The following is a 16830-nucleotide window of genomic DNA, read 5'->3' as shown; positions in this document are numbered from 1 at the left end:
GTCACTTCGATGTCGACCGTCCGGATGGGCCCATTTCCCTTGCGTTTTGGCCCTTCGACATTCTGCTGTTTGAAGACATTGGAAACATCATTTCCGTTTGACCCTCAACCCGCTTGCGGCCAAGCTTTTGTGGCGAAACAGCCGGCTGTCTTCCTACTTCCGGAAGATCTATCATCCCCCAGGCGTTCGACGGGCGTCTTCTAAATCTGGACTTTAGGAACTTGCTTTGAGCGCGGGCCGACCTCACCCTCGGATGCAGCCTCTCTCAGCATCGGTGCCGTTGGTGGATCAAGGCAAACCAAAACGCCAATCTCTGCGCTCTCCAGTTTGTGGATGGCGTCGACGCCAACGTGCAGTCCACCTTTTCGGACACAACCAGTTCGCCGGAAACCAAACTCCTTGGCGCTCTTCTGAATGAGGCCAAAACTGCTCCATGTCTGTCAAACCGGCGCTATTTCTTTTTTTTCACCCTTTGCGTAAGAGCGGATCCCGCGACCGATTTGACTGCCTTTGAGGAGCTGTTAGAACGAAGCAACTTGGATGCCGTCGAAGCAACTTTCTTGCTCGTAGTCTCATTGGGTTTCTTCGCCATTGGTTTTCCCCGCGCGGTTGAGTCGGAGTAATACGCATTGTGATGCGTCTGCAATCAACTGCCGGAGAGCACTGTCCCCAACTTTCATTTTCCAACACTCGGTCCGGTTCCGCAAACAACCAAGCGGAGCAGGAACTATGCTCGCCTTCATTGCCTTTCACCTTTTGTCGGTCGGCATCGGCTGTTCTGCCGTCCTCCGTGATCAGCCACGCTAAGGCACGCAGGAATTCGAAATATGCGAGCACATCTTCGATGAAGATGTTGGCGATGCAACGTTTCTCATCACAGTATTTGACAAGGTAGCCGTTGCGACCGCCGAGCCTGCTGCCGTTTAACCAAAGACCAAGTCTCGCTGTCCATGTCGGCAATCTCTCATGATTGGTGAGATCGGCGACGGCGTAACTGCGAAGCCGGCGGCGCTTCGCGTCCTCGGCTGTGAGCGTGATCTCGCGGCGCTTCGCCTCCGCCGCGATCTAGCCGCGCCGGCCGATTAACGCGTCAATTGGCGCAAGGTCATTGTCAGCGCGCAGCTTGAGATATTCGAGCATCGAGAAGCCTGCAGCAAGGATCGCCTGTCGGACCTTATGCAGCGCCTGCTCGATGGATCCCATTGGTGGTGCGGTCCTGACATAATCCGCAGTGAAATGCCCTTGAGTCTTCACGTCAGTAGGCGAGGATACGTGGTCGCAATTGAGGGCTGTACGAAACCTCGAAAAGTTGCGCGATTGTTGGCCAGTAAGGCAATCCATCCCGGTCACGCAAATGGTCAAACGGCAGCAGTCTTCCGAGGTCGATAAATTCAAGGGCATCGAAATTGGGCAGCCGGATCCACTTCTGGTTCTACCACACATCGCGTCGCGTCGAGTAGTGCGAACTGTTCGCCGGTCGCAGCTGCGAGAAATCGTTCCCCTGTCTGATACGACCGTCTATGAGATGGAACAGCGTGGCGAGTTCCCACGACGCTTCAATCTCACCGCCCGCTGTGTTGTTTGGGACTTGGCAGAAGTCGAAGCGTGGATCGAGGAGCGGCGGAATGCGTCATCTGTCGGAAAAATCAAGACCAAGCCTGCGCCTGACGTAAGACTACGAAAGGCAAGACCCGTCAAATCGGATCAAGGATAACCGCTGCCTCTGCAGGCGGCTGGAGTCTGGGCGTGTGCTTTTTGCCTGCCGCCCACGCATCGACCATGTCCGCCCATTCCTGCAGCATATGACGACGCTGCGGCTCATATTCAGCTCTGTTGTAGACACCTCGAGAGGACCGCCTGTCGTCGTGGGCAAGGCATTTCTCAATCCAGTCGCGATTAAATCCGATCTCGTTCAGGAGTGTTGAGCCGGTGCGCCGAAGGTCGTGCACTGTGAAAGGCGCGAGCGGAAAGTCTTGCTGCTTTGCCCGCTCGACAATCGCCGCGGTTACCCGATTGAACGTCGCGCGCGACATGGGCTCATCGGCATCGTAGCGGGACGGCAGCACATATCGGGAGTTCGCCGCACAAGTCTTGAGCGCGATCATGATATCGAGGGATTGCTGTGACAGGTAGACGTTATGCGGCTTCTTCCGCTTCATTCGCTCTTTTGGGATGCTCCAGACGGCGTTCTCGAAATCGACCTCGTCCCAAGTCGCCTCGAGTAGTTCACTCTTTCGGACCATCGTGAGCAGGATGAACTTTAGGCCGACCCGAATCGTCGGCAGCGTCGGCACGTTTTCCAACTCTTTCAGCATTATCCGGATTTCTGCAGGCGACAGAGCGCGGTCTTTCGCCTCGAACGTGGCAATTGAGGCTGGTCCCACCTCGTCCGCAGGGTTGGCGATCTTCTCGCCGTGCAGAATGGCGTAGCTATAGATCTGCTTCACGACATCGCGGATATGGACGGCGGTTGCCGGCGCACCACGATCCCTCACCTTTGCGCAGAGCGCCCGCAAGTCGTCAGGTGTTATTTCGGTTAGGAGTCTTTTTTCCCAAATCGGCAAAATGTCGCGATCGAAAATAGCCTTGCGCATCGAGCGGGTGCTATCCGCCATCTTCGCTTCCTTTAACCAGCGCTTGCCTTGATCCCCGAAGCTCGCCGTGCCTGACAGGCGACGCTTCTCGCGCTGCTTTTCTTGCGCCGGCGACTTTCCGGCTGCCACCATTTTTCGCGCGGCAAGGCAGCGGTCGCGTGCCTCTGCCAGCGTGAGACCTCCGTTCCCATATCGGCCCAGCGTCACAGTCTCTCTCCGACCATTGGTCCGGTAGTCGTACCGAAACGCAATCTGCCCAGTCGGAGACACCGCAGCGTACATACCGTCACGGTCGGCAACTTTGTACATTTTGTCTTTCGGTTTCAGCCGCTTAAGGGCAATATCTGTTAACATAATGACAGAGGATCGGATCACAACTTTGGTTTCTCGGCCGCCAATTTTACCGTCATTAATTTTACCGTCAACTGTTAGGAACGATCATTGTATTTCAATGCTTTGATGGGCAAGAAGTGAGTGCGCTTGCAATCGGCGGGACGACGGTATTACATGGCAGGAAAGAGAACGCTGAAACGCATGCCGTCAAATTTACCGCCAAATGATTCCGCTTCCAGGCGATAGATGGCGATAGATGCAGTAAGGAAAACACACTTATTTCAGAGGCTTATACAACTCTGATCGATACTTACCGAAAGCTAGCTAATGATGCACCTTTATTCCCACTCGATGGTTCCGGGCGGCTTCGAGGTCACGTCGTAGACGACGCGGTTGATGCCTTTCACCTCGTTGATGATGCGGGTGGCGGCCGCACCCAGGAAGTTCATGTCGTAGTGGTAGAAGTCGGCCGTCATGCCGTCGACGGACGTCACGGCGCGCAGCGCGCAGACGAATTCGTAGGTGCGGCCGTCGCCCATGACGCCGACGGTCTGCACCGGAAGCAGCACGGCGAAGGCCTGCCAGATGGCGTCGTAGAGGCCGGCCTTGCGGATCTCGTCGAGATAGATGGCGTCGGCCTCGCGCAGGATCTCCAGCTTCTCGCGGGTGATGCCGCCCGGGCAGCGTATGGCAAGGCCGGGACCCGGGAACGGATGGCGGCCGATGAAGCTCTCGGGCAGGCCGAGTTCCTTGCCCAACGCCCTCACCTCGTCCTTGAACAATTCGCGCAGCGGCTCGACCAGCTTCATGTTCATACGCTCGGGCAGGCCGCCGACATTGTGGTGCGACTTGATCGTCACCGACGGACCGCCTGAGAAGGAGACGCTCTCGATGACGTCGGGATAGAGCGTGCCCTGCGCCAGGAAATCGGCGCCGCCGAGCTTCTTGGCCTCTTCCTCGAAGACCTCGATGAACAGCCGGCCGATGGTCTTGCGCTTCTTTTCGGGATCGCTCTCGCCTTCGAGCGCCGTGATGAAGCGGTCGGAAGCGTCGACCAGGATCAGGGGCAGGTTGTAGTGCTGGCGGAACATCTCCACCACGCTTTGCGCCTCGTCCTTGCGCATCAGGCCGTGGTCGACCAGGATGCAGGTGAGCTGGTCGCCGACCGCCTCATGGATAAGCAGCGCGGCGACCGAGGAATCGACGCCACCCGACAGCGCGCAGATCACCTTGCCCTTGCCGACCTGCTTGCGGATCGCTTCGACCGCCTGCTCGCGATAGGCAGCCATCGTCCAGCCCGTGCTGAGGCCAGCGATATGGTGGACGAAGTTGCCAAGCAGCTTCGCGCCGTCAGGGGTATGGACCACTTCGGGATGGAATTGCACGGCGTAGAACTGGCGCGCCTCGTCGGCGATGGCGGCAAAGGGCGCCCCGGTGGACGTGCCCACCACCTGGAAGCCATCGGGAATGGCGGTGACGCGGTCGCCATGGCTCATCCAGACCTGGTGCCGCGTACCCTTGGCCCAGACGCCGTCGAACAGCGCGCAGTCGTCCTCGATCTCCAGGAAAGCCCGGCCGAACTCGCGGTGGTGGCCAGCCTCGACCTTGCCTCCGAGCTGGGCGCACATGGTCTGCTCGCCATAGCAGATGCCGAGCACCGGAATGCCGGCGGAAAAGACCTCATCGGGCGCGCGGGGCGAACCGATGTCGACGGTCGAGTGCGGGCTGCCCGACAGGATGACGGCTTTCGGCCGGATGCGGCGGAAGCCCTCGGCGGCAGACTGGAACGGCACGATTTCGCAGTAGACCCCGGCTTCGCGCACGCGCCGCGCAATCAGCTGCGTGACCTGGCTGCCGAAGTCGATGATGAGAACAGTGTCGGGATGTGTCGTCATGGAGGGCCTTTAAAGAAAGAAACGAGTCGACGCAATGGTTGTGCGCTGCGGCCTTCGGTCCTTCCCAAGCCCTTAAGTAAGGCGGATCGCGCCGGATACAATCGCTTGCTCCAGCAACCCGATTGCCGCGGCCAGCTTCTCGTCGATGACGTGCAGATATTCGGTCCAGTCGCCGACATGCCTGAGATCGGCAGCGCCGTCGGAAATGCCGCGCAGGCCGATCAGCGGCACGCCGAACAGCTGGCAGGCGCGCAGGCAGGCGAAGGTCTCCATGTCGACCATGTCGGCGTCGATCGCGTCATAGGCGGCGCCGGTGACGATCGCGCCACCGGAGGACAGCGTCGCGCTCCTGATGCCGGGGATGACGAAGGGCAGCGGCACCGTCACCGGCAGGTCGAGGAACGGCGTCGCGCCTTTCTCGAAGCCGAGCGGGGAGGCATCCATGTCGCGGTAGCTGACCGACACGGCCTGGTAGATTTCAGCCTGCTCCAGCGTGCGGCTTCCGGCGGAGCCCAGCGAGACGACGAGATCCGGCAGCGCGCCCGCCGCCTTCAACGTCGCAAGCTCGGCGCCCAGCCGCACGCCGGCCTCGACCGGGCCGACGCCGGTCATCAGCGGCGTGAACAGCTTTTGCAGATGCGGGCCGTATTCGGCCTCCGCCGCCATGACGACAAGAACGGATTTGTCTCCTATCCGCGCAGCGGTTGCCATGGATCACCCTTCTATCCCGTCGCGGCCGACCACCGTCATCATCGTGCCGGTCATTGTGGCGATCAGCTTGGCCTCGCCATCGACGGCGAAGGCGTAGGCCTGGCCGTCGGCAACGATGATGGTGCGGCCGGGCTTGGTCACCGAACCGCGGAACAGGAAGCGCTCGCCCCTGCCCGGCGCCAGGAGGTTGACCTTGAATTCGATGGTCAGCACGCTGGAATTCTGCGGCATCAGCGAGAACGCGGCATAGCCGCAGGCCGAATCCAGCGCGGTCGAGATGACGCCGGCATGCAGGAAGCCGTGCTGTTGCGTCAGCTCGGCGGCGTAAGGCATCTCGATCTCGATAATGCCGGGCGTGACCAGCGTCAGTTCCGCGCCGATGGTGGCCATTGCTTTCTGACGGGCAAAGGAAGTCCTGACGCGATCCTCATAGTCGGGAGCGGGTACGATCTTGGCTGCCATGGGCCTTCGCCTTCACTTTTGCTGGCGAAGCTTATTGCAGAGGCAGGCAGGACAGGCAATCTCTTATGTTGCAGCGCAGCAAAATGCCGGCTGCCTCAGGCGGCCCTGCGCAGAGCGTGGAAATAAAATCCGTCGGTGCCGCTGAGCGCCGGCGACAGCGAGATGCCGCCGGCGTCGGCGATGCGCGCGGCGCCTTCGTGGCCGGGGAAATGGCTGTTCCAGAGCTGGCGATGATCGACCGGCGCAAAGTCGCCGTGGCGCCCGCGGAAGGCCGCGACCTGCTCGCCGTTCTCGGCATCGAACACCGAGCAGGTGATGTAGACCAGCAGTCCGCCGGGTTTGACGAAGGCCTGCGCCGCGTCGAGGATCGCCTGCTGCTCGCCCTTGCGGGCATCGAGCTGCCTGTCGGTCAGCCGCCATTTGGCGTCGGGCCGCCGCCGCCAGGTGCCGCTGCCGGTGCAGGGCGCGTCGATCAGCACGATATCCATATGACTGGCCAGCGGCGTGAGTTCCGCGGGTTTGCTGACGATTTGGATGTTGCGGCTGTGCGCGCGGCGAATGCGCTCGAAGATCGGCGCCAGCCGCACCTTCTCCGCATCATGGGCAAAGAGCTGGCCTGTATTGCCCATCTCGGCCGAGAGCGCCAGCGTCTTGCCGCCGGCGCCGGCGCAATAGTCGAGCACCTGCATGCCGGGCATGGCACCGGCAAGTGCCGCGGCAAGCTGCGAGCCCTCGTCCTGCACTTCGAACCAGCCTTTCTGGAAGGCGGGCTCGGCCTGCACGTTCGGATGCCTGCCGTCACCGTCGATCGGCGGGATGCGGATGCCGTGCGGCGCGATCGCGGCGGGCGCCGCACCCGTGCCCTCGAGTTCGGCCAGCACCCTGCCGCGATCGGACAGCAAGGCATTGACCCTGAGGTCCAGCGGCGGGCGCATGGCGAGAGCCGCACCCTCCTCGACCCAATCCTCGCCATAGGCCTGTTCGAGCAGCGGCGCGCACCAGTCCGGAACATCGGCCCGCACGGCGTCAGGCGCATCGGCCGGCAGGCGTCCGGCAACCGCTTTCAATTCTGTGGCGCTGAGCAGAGGCGGCGCGAACTTGTCGCCGTCGAGCGCGTCGTTGAGCGACTGCGCCGTCTGGCCCCATTCGAGCAGCAGCGCGCCGAAGCCGATGGCGCGCGGCGTGTCCTCACCGAAGAGCCAGCCGGCCGAGCGCTTGCGGCGCAGCGCGTCGTAGACGATGTTGCCGATCGCCGCTCTGTCGCCGCCGCCGGCGAAGCGGTGCGACAGGCCCCAGTCGCGCAAGGCGTCGGCCACCGGGCGGTGCCGCCGGCCGATGTCTTCCAGAACTTCGATGGCCGCCGCCAGCCTTCCGCCCAGTCTCATTCCTGCTTCCGTCAACCGTTGCTTTCGGCCCTGCTCATAGAGCTTTTCCTGCCCAGATTGAAACAGTTCTGTTGCGATGAGGCCAAAAACGATCTGCGCAATGCCATCCTGAGAGCGAAAAACGGAACGCTTTTCTCGAAGCAGTCGACCGCCGGCGGAAAACAAGAACAAATCGACCGAAACATGAAAGGTGTCTAATGTTTCGGTTGGCGGATACAAGCAAGTCTCCTGGCTTAACCTCTCAGCTTTCCAAGTTTTGCCGCCAGGAATACTCTTTCGCCTGTGATTCGCGGCGCGGGAAACGCGGTTTGGCGGATCCTTACGAGGAGAGGGCAATGAAGACTTATTTGGCAGAAGTTCTAGGCACGTTCTTGTTGGTGTTCATCGGCACGGCCTCCGTGGTCACGGGCGGTTTCGGCGGCGCGCTGCCGCTCGGCCAGGAGGGCATCGGCCTGGCGTTCGGCATCGGCCTGATCGCCGCGGCCTATGCGATCGGCCCGATCTCGGGCGCGCATCTCAACCCGGCGGTGACGCTCGGCGTGTTCCTTGCGGGACGGATGCCAGCCAAGGATGTCGTCCCTTACTGGATCGCGCAGATCATCGGCGCCATCATCGCGTCGCTGGCGCTGTGGATCATCGTCACCGGCCAGGCCGGCGGCCACACCGGCGGTTTCGGCGCCAATGGCTGGGACGAGGCAAAATGGGGCATGAGCTCGGCCTTCCTGTGGGAGCTGATCGGCACCTTCACCTTCGTCACGGTGATCCTCGGCGTCACCAACGCCAAGCACACGACGGCCTTTGCGGGCCTGGTCATCGGCCTGACGCTGGCAGGAATTCACTTCGCCATGATCCCGGTGACCGGCACCTCGGTGAACCCTGCCCGCTCGATCGGCCCGGCGCTGTTTTCGGGCGGAGCCGCGCTCGGTCAGCTATGGCTGTTCATCGTCGCGCCGCTGATCGGCGGGGCTATTGCCGGCGTCGTCGCCAAGGCGGGCATCTTCGAAAAAGACTGAGCTTTATTGAACTCAACGCAAAAAAGGCGCGGGTCATGCCCGCGCCTTTTCACCTGGGAGGATGAGCCCTTACTTCGCGGCGATCTCGAAGCGATCGAGGTTCATCACTTTCGTCCACGCCTTGACGAAGTCCTTGACGAACTTCTGCTTGGCGTCGGCCGAGCCGTAGACCTCGGCAAAAGCACGCAGCTGCGCGTGCGAGCCGAAGATCAGGTCGGCGCGGGTGCCGGTCCACTTGACCGCCTTGGTCTTGCGGTCGCGCGCCTCGTAGACCTCGTCCGAGCCCGGCTCGGAACCCGCAGCCGGACCCCATATGGTCGCCATGCTGAGCAGGTTGACGAAGAAGTCGTTGGTCAGCGTGCCGGGCTTGTCGGTGAAGACACCGTGCTTGGAGCCACCTGCGTTGGCGCCGAGCACGCGCAGGCCGCCGACCAGCACCGTCATTTCCGGCGCCGTCAGCGTCAGGAGCTGTGCGCGGTCGACAAGCATCGCCTCGACCGACATCGGCAGCTTGCCGCGGGCATAGTTGCGGAAGCCGTCGACCTTCGGCTCCAGCGCTGCGAACGACTCGACATCCGTCTGCTCCTGCGAGGCGTCCATGCGGCCGGGCGTGAACGGCACCTTCATCTCATGGCCGCCGTCCTTCGCCGCCTTCTCGACCGCGGCGACGCCGCCAAGCACGACGAGGTCGGCCAGCGAGACCTTCTTGTCGCCAGACTGCGCCGCGTTGAACTCCTTCTGGATGGCTTCGAGCTTCTCCAGCACCTTGGACAACTGAGCCGGCTGGTTGACGTCCCAGTCCTTCTGCGGCTCAAGGCGGATGCGCGCGCCATTGGCGCCGCCGCGCTTGTCGGAACCGCGGAAGGTCGAGGCCGAGGCCCAGGCGGTCGAGACCAGCTCGGACACCGAGAGGCCGGTGGCCAGGATTTTCGCCTTCAGCGCGGCGATATCCTGTTCGCTCACCAGCTCATGGTCGATCGCCGGGATCGGATCTTGCCAGATCAGCTCTTCCTTCGGCACGAGCGGGCCGAGATAGCGTACCACCGGGCCCATGTCGCGGTGGGTCAGCTTGAACCAGGCGCGGGCGAAGGCGTCGGCGAACTGGTCGGGGTGCTGGTGGAAGCGGCGCGAGATCTTCTCGTAGGCCGGGTCGAAACGCAGCGACAGGTCGGTGGTGAGCATGGCCGGCGCGTGGCGCTTCGAGGCATTGTGCGCGTCCGGCACCGTGTCGGCGCCGGCGCCGCCCTTCGGCGTCCACTGGTTGGCGCCAGCCGGGCTCTTCGTCAGCTCCCATTCGTAATTGAAGAGGTTGTCGAAGAAGTTGTTGCTCCACTTGGTCGGCGTCGTGGTCCAGGTCACTTCGAGGCCAGAGGTGATGGCGTCGCCGGCAATGCCGGTGGCATATTTGCTCGACCAGCCGAGGCCCTGCGCCTCGATGCCGGCGCCTTCCGGCTCCGCGCCGACCAGGGCGGCATCGCCGGCGCCGTGGGTCTTGCCGAAGGTGTGGCCGCCGGCGATCAGCGCCACGGTCTCCTCGTCGTTCATCGCCATGCGGCGGAAGGTTTCACGGATGTCGCGCGCGGCTGCGATCGGGTCCGGATTGCCGTTCGGCCCTTCCGGATTGACGTAGATCAGACCCATCTGTACGGCGCCGAGATGGCCCTGCAACTCACGGTCGCCGGAATAGCGCTGGTCATCCAGCCACTTGGTTTCGGAGCCCCAGTCGACGTCCTGCTCCGGCTCCCACACGTCGGCGCGGCCGCCGGCGAAGCCGAAGGTCTTGAAGCCCATCGATTCCAGCGCGACGTTGCCTGCGAGGATCATCAGGTCGGCCGAGGAAATCTTGCGGCCGTATTTCTGCTTGACCGGCCAGAGTAGCCGGCGCGCCTTGTCGAGGTTGGCATTGTCCGGCCAGCTGTTCAGCGGCGCGAAACGCTGCTGCCCGGCGCCGGCGCCACCGCGCCCGTCGCCGATGCGATAGGTGCCGGCGCTATGCCAGGCCATGCGGATGAAAAGCGGTCCGTAGTGGCCGAAGTCGGCCGGCCACCAGTCCTGCGAATCCGTCATCACATGGTGCAGGTCCTTCACCACCGCATCGAGATCGAGGCTTTGGAATTCCTTGGCGTAGTCGAAGTCCTCGCCCATCGGGTCCGAGAGGTTCGACTGCTGGTGAAGAACGCCAAGGTCCAGCTGGTTCGGCCACCAGTCGCGGTTGGTCCGGCCGGCGGATCCATGCGCCACGGGGCATTTGCCAGCGCTGTTGTCGTCGGTTTTCGCGTCCATCTTACTCTCCGATTTTGCCGAGTTTTGAATTGAGTTTCCGGGGCAGCCAGCGGCCGCGCCAATCTGGAACGATTCCAGACTAGGGCGGCTCGGCGATAAAGACAAATTGCCTTTCCTGTTTTTTCCGATAGGATTTCCTTATGATCGGTCTCACCGTCAGGCAGATGCTTTATTTCGACGCGCTGGCGCAGACGCTGCATTTCGGCCGCGCCGCCAAGCTTGCCGGCGTCAGCCAGCCGGCGCTCTCCGCCCAGATCGCCGAGATGGAAGAGCGGCTGAGCTGCCCTCTGTTCGAACGCGGCGGCAAGACGGTGCGGATGACCGACGAGGCGCTCGTCCTGCAGCCGCGCATCGAGCGCATCCTTGCCGACATACGTGACGTAGAGACGACAGCCCGGCGCGGCCGTCCCGCCATGGAAGGGCGCTTCCGACTGGGCATCATCCCCACGGTGGCGCCCTATCTCCTGCCGCGGGTCCTACCTGAATTGAAGCGGCACTTCCCGGCGCTGCAGCTCGAACTGCGCGAGGCGGTGACCGCATCGCTGGTCGAGGACAGTGCCTCGGGCCGGCTCGACGCTTTTATCGCCGCGCTGCCGCTCGACCACCCGGGGCTGGTCACCGAAGAGCTTTTCCCCGACCGCTTCTTCCTTGCAGTCCCAGCCGGCGATCCGGCTTTCGCCTCGCCGCCGGTGCCGCCGGAAAGCCCGGCGCTGGAGCGGCTGATGCTGCTGGAAGAAGGGCACTGCCTGCGCGAGCAGGCGCTGGCCGTCTGCGGCAATGTGCGGCCGGTGGCGATGGCAAGTTACGGCGCCACGAGTCTGACGACGCTTCTGCAAATGGTAGCGCATGGGCTGGGCGTGACGCTGGTTCCGGAAATGGCGGCAAGCGCCGCCGGCGTGATGCCGGACCTGAGGATCGTGCCGTTCCAGGAACCGATGCCGCAGCGCATGATCTGCATCGCGTGGCGGCGCAACAAGGTGCGCCAGGACGAATGCGTGGAACTGGCGAAGATCATCCGCGGGCTGGATCAGGCCGTGCTGGCGGCGTGAGGTGCCGGGCGAAGCCAGTTCTTCAGCGAGACAATGTGGTCCTGGTGCAAGTGTCAACCGGTTGGACCCGGAACCGTCCGCTCTCTCCACGCATTTCGATGGATGGTGAGCAAGCCTATTTTCAACAATGCTGCGAGCGGGTCGCCGGCAGGCTGGACGATCAAGCTTGGCGATTCCCCCGTCATTGGCACGGCGATCCACAGCGGCTCCGACGTCGGGCGCGCTTGCCAGTCGCTCATGTGCATCCCCGACCCTGATCGGCTGCGGGAGGAGGATCCCTTCACCGAGCACTTCATTGCCGATTTCCCAACCCAGATTATCGTTCATCGATCGCGCTTCCAAGTCGATCTGAACCGAGCGCGCGAGGCTGCGGTCTATCGGTCGCCGGACCAGTCCTGGGGCCTGCACGTATGGCGAGAGCCACCGGCCGAGGACGTTGTGGACGAGTCTCTCGCCTTTCACGACGCTTTCTACAGCGAGCTCAGGCGTGTCCTTGCCGATGTCGAGACACGTTACGGCAGGTTCGTCCTTGTCGACGTCCACAGCTACAACCACCGGCGTGCAGGGCCGAAAGCAGTGCCTGCGTCGCAAGATGGCGCGCCTGATATCAATATCGGCACGTTCTCGATGGACCGCGCGCGCTGGGCGCCGGTCGTCGACGCCTTCACGGAGGCGCTGCGCGGCCAGGATTTCAACGGCGAGCCGATCGATGTGCGTGAGAATGTGTCGTTCCAGGGCAAGGGCGAGCAGGCCCGTTTCGTCCATGCCAATTTCCCCGGGACCGGGTGTGCCATAGCGGTCGAGTTCAAGAAGATCTTCATGGACGAATGGAGCGGCGAACCCGACTGGGCAGCGATCGAACGGCTGCGTTCCATGCTTGGGTCCACGGTGCCAGTTCTCGAGGCTGCGTTGCGGGGCATGACATGAAGCCAAAGCTCGTTGAGGCTATGTCTCCGTTGGCCAGGATCGAAGCGGACTTGGACGCGCTTTTCCGGGAGAGCAAGCCAATCCGCCGCGAGTTCGGCGACGGCAACCGTTTACACATCGATCGGCCGCTGCCGTTTCTCTGCGTCCATGTCGGGTCGCAGCAGGATGCGGCGTTCCAAATTGTTTCCGCCAACGCCTCCTATCTGATCGCTGCCGATAGTGACCTCGCCGGTGAGGTCGAGCGGCTGGTGGCGCGAAGGATGCGCGATCATTGCGGGGCATTCCTCGTGCTCGACATCGGCGAGTTGGCCGAAGACCGGTTTCTGACGGAGGACGTACCGTTCCTGCCGCCTTTCGAGATTGCACTGGCTAGCGGCGACACCGCGGCGGAGAAGGCGGCGCTCAAGCGCTTTGCCGCTGCGGCGTCCGGACGCGAAGCGAAATACCGCACGCCGCGCGTGGACGAATTCGTTCCCACGACCCGCGCCGAAGCACGGCTCTCGGATGATCTCGACGATGTAGCAGGCCTGACGGTACGCTTCGCGCCGATCTACAGGGTGCCTGGGTGCGAGCGCATCTATCCCGAATTGCGCGATCTTGTCGTCGCCAACATGGTGGATTCCGCGCTCCAGGCGGTCAGCGCCTTTCTGAAGGCATCAAAGCTGGAACCGCCGGCAACCCATCGTTCGTTGGGGCGGCGCGCCTATATCGACGCTGTCGTGCGCGCCGACCGGGCACTCGACAGCGTCGCGTCGACATTCGATTTCCTGCTTGCCGTCACACCGATCAACGCCGAACCGGCCTGGCTGGAATTCCAGGCAGGCGGCTTCGAGCATGTCCCAGCACTGCTCTACAGGCCGCTCGAATTCGAGGTCGCCGCGCAGAAGCGGAAGCTCTACTCGGTCTCGCTCGATCATCTGGAAGATCCGCTGCTGACCACGCTGTTCTCGCAAAAGCAGCAGGAGCTCGATCTGCAGCTGTCGATGCTCGCGGCGCGCGAGACGCCCCGTTTCGTCGAGCTCGGACGAGCACTCTATGGCAGCGTCGAGCCGAGTCTGGCGACGCGAGCACGCGCCATTGTCGAAAAGGTGCCCGGCGCTGCGTCGTCGGTGAGGCAGGAGGGATTGGGCGCCGATGCTGTCGCCGCAGCCGCGCGTGACATGATCGCTGGATACCGTGCCGCCTATTCCGATTTCGATGCTTCCGTGGAGATCCGCGGCGACCTGCCGGCCGGCCTCCTCGTCTCTCGAAACCGGTTGCTGGTTTCGCGCGATACCAACCTTCCACCGGAGCGTCTGACCGCGCTGCTCAGTCACGAGATCGGTGTCCACCTGGTGACCTATTTCAACGGCGATGCGCAGGGGCTTGCCATCTTCCGCAATGGGCTCGCCGGCTACGAGGGCATGCAGGAGGGACTGGCCGTGCTGGCGGAATATCTGGTCGGCGGCATGACCGCGGCGCGGCTGCGGCTGATCGCGGCCAGGGTTCTCGCGTGTCAGGCGATGCTCGACGGCGCGACGTTCGAGGAAACTTTCCGCATTCTCCATAAGGATTTCGGTCTCGATGATCGCAGCGCCTTCAACGTCGTTCTGCGTGTCTTTCGCGGTGGTGGCCTGGCAAAAGACGCCATCTATCTGCGCGGCGTGGTGCAGGTCCTCGATCATCTGAGAGGCGGCGGCAGCCTTACGCCGTTTTGGATCGGCAAGATCTCCGCCGCGCATTTCGGCGCAATCCAGGAACTCAATGCGCGCGGCTTGCTGCGCGCGCCGCGCCTCGAACCTGCATTCCTTTCTTCCGACGCGGCGCGTCCGCGGCTCAAGAAGGCGATGGCGGGAATCGATCCAATCGATATGGTTGGGACTTGAGGGAGCATCCCCGATGCGCATTGCGTTCTTCGTCAATTCGATCGAGAGCGAGACGCCAGGCTACACGACGACAACGCTGGCGCTGGCTGCAGTCCAGCGCGGACATTCGGTTGTCTATGTCGAACCCGGAGACTTCATACTGCGTCCGGATGACAGCCTGGCTGTCAGCGTCGCAGTCTTGCCGGACGCTTCCTACAAGACGCCCGACAAGCTGCATGCCGCCCTGAAGGATGCCGCGAAGCAGAAAAAGACCTTCGTGATAAGCGATATCGATATCCTGTTTCTGCGCAACGACCCGTCGCTCGACGTCAGGGATCGACCATGGGCCGCCAACGCAGGCATCATGTTCGGGCGGCTCGCAGCGGAACAAGGCGTCATCGTCGTCAACGATCCGGATGGTCTGGCGCAGGCACAGAGCAAGCTCTACCTGCAGACCTTTCCCGAAGCGGTTCGGCCGGCGACCCTTATATCGCGCAGCATTGCCGAGATCCGCGCATTCATCGACAAACACTCGAAGGGCTGCATCGTCAAACCACTGCAAGGGTCGGGTGGCAAGAACGTCTTCCATATCGCGACGCCTACCGATTCCAACCTCAACCAGATTTTCGAGGCGGCCAGCGGTGACGGCTATCTCATCGCGCAGGCGTACATTCCGGAGGCCAAGGCTGGTGACGTGCGTCTTTTCCTGATGAACGGCCTGCCGCTGCTGCGCGACGGCAGTTACGCCGCCTTTCGCCGCATCCCAGCCAAGGGCGACGTCCGCTCCAACATCCACGCCGCCGGAACCGCCCGCAAGGTCAAGGTAACTGACACGATTTTGCGCATTGCCGAGATGGTACGCCCCAAACTGGTCAGCGACGGCATGTTTCTGGTTGGACTCGACATCGTCGGCGACAAACTTCTGGAGATCAATGTCTTCACGCCAGGCGGACTGGCACGGCTCGCGGAGATGTACAAGACCGATTTTGCCGCACGTGTCATCGTCGCGCTGGAGGAGAAGGCGACGCTGCGCCGAGCCTATGGAAAGACCATGCCGAATTCGCGGCTAGCGACGCTTTGAGGAACGCAGACAAGTCGGATAGCGACTTCCTGCCGGTCGCCGTCCCATCCCTGCGTCCGATTGCTAAATTAGCTCGCACCAAAGCTTTCATGGTATAAATATCAAAAATACGAAAGTAAAAAATACGACAATATGAACCATGCCTGTCAAGAATGTCGTTCTTTCGTTACTAAAGCTTACGCTGCATATGAAAAGCGCCAGGACCAAAAGGACCGCGTCAGCCGACGGGAGCCCCAAGGTCAAGCCTCTGCCCGTCAGCAGGCTGGCGGCGGCGACCGCCGGTATGGTCAAACCGATCGTAGCGCAAGCCGAACCCATCGCAACGTTCAAACCGCGCTGCAGCTCATTGTTGAGTGAAGCGCGAACCGCCGAAATGGCCTCCGGCATCAAAACCAGCCCCGCGATCAACGCTCCCACGATGCTGTCCGCCTGGGTCACCTGGTAGGCAACGAGCGTGTCCTCGACACTTGCTGCGACCTGCTCGGCGAGCATGACAATTCCGATCAGCCCGCTCAACAGCAGCAGAATGCCGACAAAAACGCTTTCATGAGAGGCAGTTCGCGTCGAAACGTCGTGCGCCTGTTCCTGGACGAAGTCGTCCCGGTGGCGGACAGTCTGGGCGAACACGAAACTTGCATAGAGCAGCACCGAAAGGACGCTTACAAAACCAAGCTGAGCTGCCGAAAACGTGCCGGGATCCGTCGTTTGAGTGTAGGTTGGCAGAACAAGCGTCATGACGGTCAGCGCGACCAGAACCGCCAGATACGCGCTGGTCCCTTGGCGAACGATTGCCTGCTTGCGATGACGCCAGCCGCCAAGCGTGAGACAGGTGCCGACAACGCCGGTGGAGGTGATCATCACCGTCGAGAAAACGGACTCACGTGCCAGCGTCGGATTGTTCGCTCCATGCAGCATTATGGAAACGATGATCGACACTTCGATTGCCGTCACGGCAAAGGTCAGCACCAGCGTTCCGTACGGCTCCCCCACGCGCCGGGCCACTGCCTCGGCGTGGTCGAGCACCACGAAAATGGTGGTGAACATGATCGCGCACGAAAGCGCCCCGACAAGAATCCTGACGTTCAGCGAACCTTCGTCCACCGAGAGACCGCTGGCTCTGACCACGACGGCCATCACCAGGGCGGCCAGTGGCATCGCGTAGGAAGTCGCCGACCGTGCGATACCAGTCATTCAAGCCCCCAAACGCCGCGCGTTTCGGCGAACTTGGCGGAAAAGCGTGTGGGGAGCACCTC

Annotated in this window: 14 protein-coding genes; 6 read left to right on the top strand and 8 right to left on the bottom strand. The window is 62.3% G+C overall.

What is annotated here, in order from left to right; genetic code table 11:
* Nucleotides 1-1065: 1065 nt before the first annotated feature.
* Nucleotides 1066-1203: a hypothetical protein gene (locus EJ070_RS36300; protein WP_164746654.1), complete on the bottom strand. Its 138-nt coding sequence runs from the start codon at nt 1201-1203 to the stop codon at nt 1066-1068.
* Nucleotides 1204-1459: 256 nt separating this feature from the next.
* Between EJ070_RS36300 and EJ070_RS18305 the strand changes: the two genes are divergently transcribed.
* Nucleotides 1460-1714 carry an AlpA family phage regulatory protein gene (locus EJ070_RS18305; protein ID WP_091595894.1) on the top strand — a complete coding sequence of 85 codons (255 nt, stop codon included), beginning with the start codon at nt 1460-1462 and terminating at the stop codon, nt 1712-1714.
* Here the strand turns inward: EJ070_RS18305 and EJ070_RS18300 are convergent.
* The 5 genes from EJ070_RS18300 to EJ070_RS18280 form a co-directional block, all read right to left on the bottom strand.
* The gene (locus EJ070_RS18300; RefSeq protein WP_091595769.1) at nt 1695-2948 is read right to left on the bottom strand and encodes a site-specific integrase; all 1254 of its coding nucleotides are present in this window, start codon (nt 2946-2948) and stop codon (nt 1695-1697) included. The two genes, EJ070_RS18305 and EJ070_RS18300, sit on opposite strands and share 20 nt — an antisense overlap.
* 317 nt (nt 2949-3265) lie before the next feature.
* Entirely contained in the window at nt 3266-4822 is a 1557-nt protein-coding gene (gene guaA, locus EJ070_RS18295; protein WP_126092612.1) for a glutamine-hydrolyzing GMP synthase, read from the bottom strand.
* 72 nt (nt 4823-4894) lie between these two features.
* Complete coding sequence (locus EJ070_RS18290) at nt 4895-5533, bottom strand: 5'-methylthioadenosine/S-adenosylhomocysteine nucleosidase (protein WP_126092611.1); 639 nt, start codon at nt 5531-5533, stop codon at nt 4895-4897.
* Between the two features lie 3 nt (nt 5534-5536).
* Nucleotides 5537-5995 carry a PaaI family thioesterase gene (locus tag EJ070_RS18285; RefSeq protein ID WP_126092610.1) on the bottom strand — a complete coding sequence of 153 codons (459 nt, stop codon included), beginning with the start codon at nt 5993-5995 and terminating at the stop codon, nt 5537-5539.
* Between the two features lie 95 nt (nt 5996-6090).
* Complete coding sequence (locus tag EJ070_RS18280) at nt 6091-7380, bottom strand: RsmB/NOP family class I SAM-dependent RNA methyltransferase (RefSeq protein WP_126092609.1); 1290 nt, start codon at nt 7378-7380, stop codon at nt 6091-6093.
* A gap of 335 nt (nt 7381-7715) precedes the next feature.
* On the opposite strand from EJ070_RS18280, the gene EJ070_RS18275 reads away from it, so the two are divergent.
* A complete protein-coding gene (locus EJ070_RS18275) occupies nt 7716-8393 on the top strand; it encodes an MIP family channel protein (RefSeq protein ID WP_126085702.1) in 678 nt (225 codons plus the stop codon).
* 69 nt (nt 8394-8462) lie between these two features.
* Here EJ070_RS18275 and katG read toward each other — a convergent pair whose 3' ends face one another.
* Nucleotides 8463-10676, bottom strand: coding sequence for a catalase/peroxidase HPI (katG, locus tag EJ070_RS18270; RefSeq protein WP_126092608.1), 2214 nt, complete (start codon nt 10674-10676; stop codon nt 8463-8465).
* A 140-nt stretch (nt 10677-10816) separates the two neighbouring features.
* Between katG and EJ070_RS18265 the strand changes: the two genes are divergently transcribed.
* From EJ070_RS18265 to EJ070_RS18250, 4 genes are all read left to right on the top strand, one after another.
* The gene (locus EJ070_RS18265; RefSeq protein WP_126092607.1) at nt 10817-11725 is read left to right on the top strand and encodes a hydrogen peroxide-inducible genes activator; all 909 of its coding nucleotides are present in this window, start codon (nt 10817-10819) and stop codon (nt 11723-11725) included.
* Nucleotides 11726-11827: 102 nt separating this feature from the next.
* Nucleotides 11828-12652 carry an N-formylglutamate amidohydrolase gene (locus EJ070_RS18260; protein ID WP_126092606.1) on the top strand — a complete coding sequence of 275 codons (825 nt, stop codon included), beginning with the start codon at nt 11828-11830 and terminating at the stop codon, nt 12650-12652.
* A 50-nt stretch (nt 12653-12702) separates the two neighbouring features.
* Entirely contained in the window at nt 12703-14517 is a 1815-nt protein-coding gene (locus EJ070_RS18255) for a flavohemoglobin expression-modulating QEGLA motif protein (protein ID WP_245464597.1), read from the top strand.
* 13 nt (nt 14518-14530) lie between these two features.
* Complete coding sequence (locus EJ070_RS18250) at nt 14531-15577, top strand: glutathione synthetase (protein ID WP_126092604.1); 1047 nt, start codon at nt 14531-14533, stop codon at nt 15575-15577.
* Nucleotides 15578-15664: 87 nt separating this feature from the next.
* On the opposite strand, the gene EJ070_RS18245 is transcribed toward EJ070_RS18250, so the two are convergent.
* Nucleotides 15665-16768, bottom strand: coding sequence for a calcium:proton antiporter (locus tag EJ070_RS18245; protein WP_126092603.1), 1104 nt, complete (start codon nt 16766-16768; stop codon nt 15665-15667).
* Nucleotides 16769-16830: the final 62 nt, after the last annotated feature.

Source organism: Mesorhizobium sp. M1E.F.Ca.ET.045.02.1.1 (assembly GCF_003952485.1).
GTDB lineage: Bacteria > Pseudomonadota > Alphaproteobacteria > Rhizobiales > Rhizobiaceae > Mesorhizobium.
Note: the sequence above shows the minus strand (reverse complement) of the source record. Positions and strands in the feature narration are given on the sequence as shown.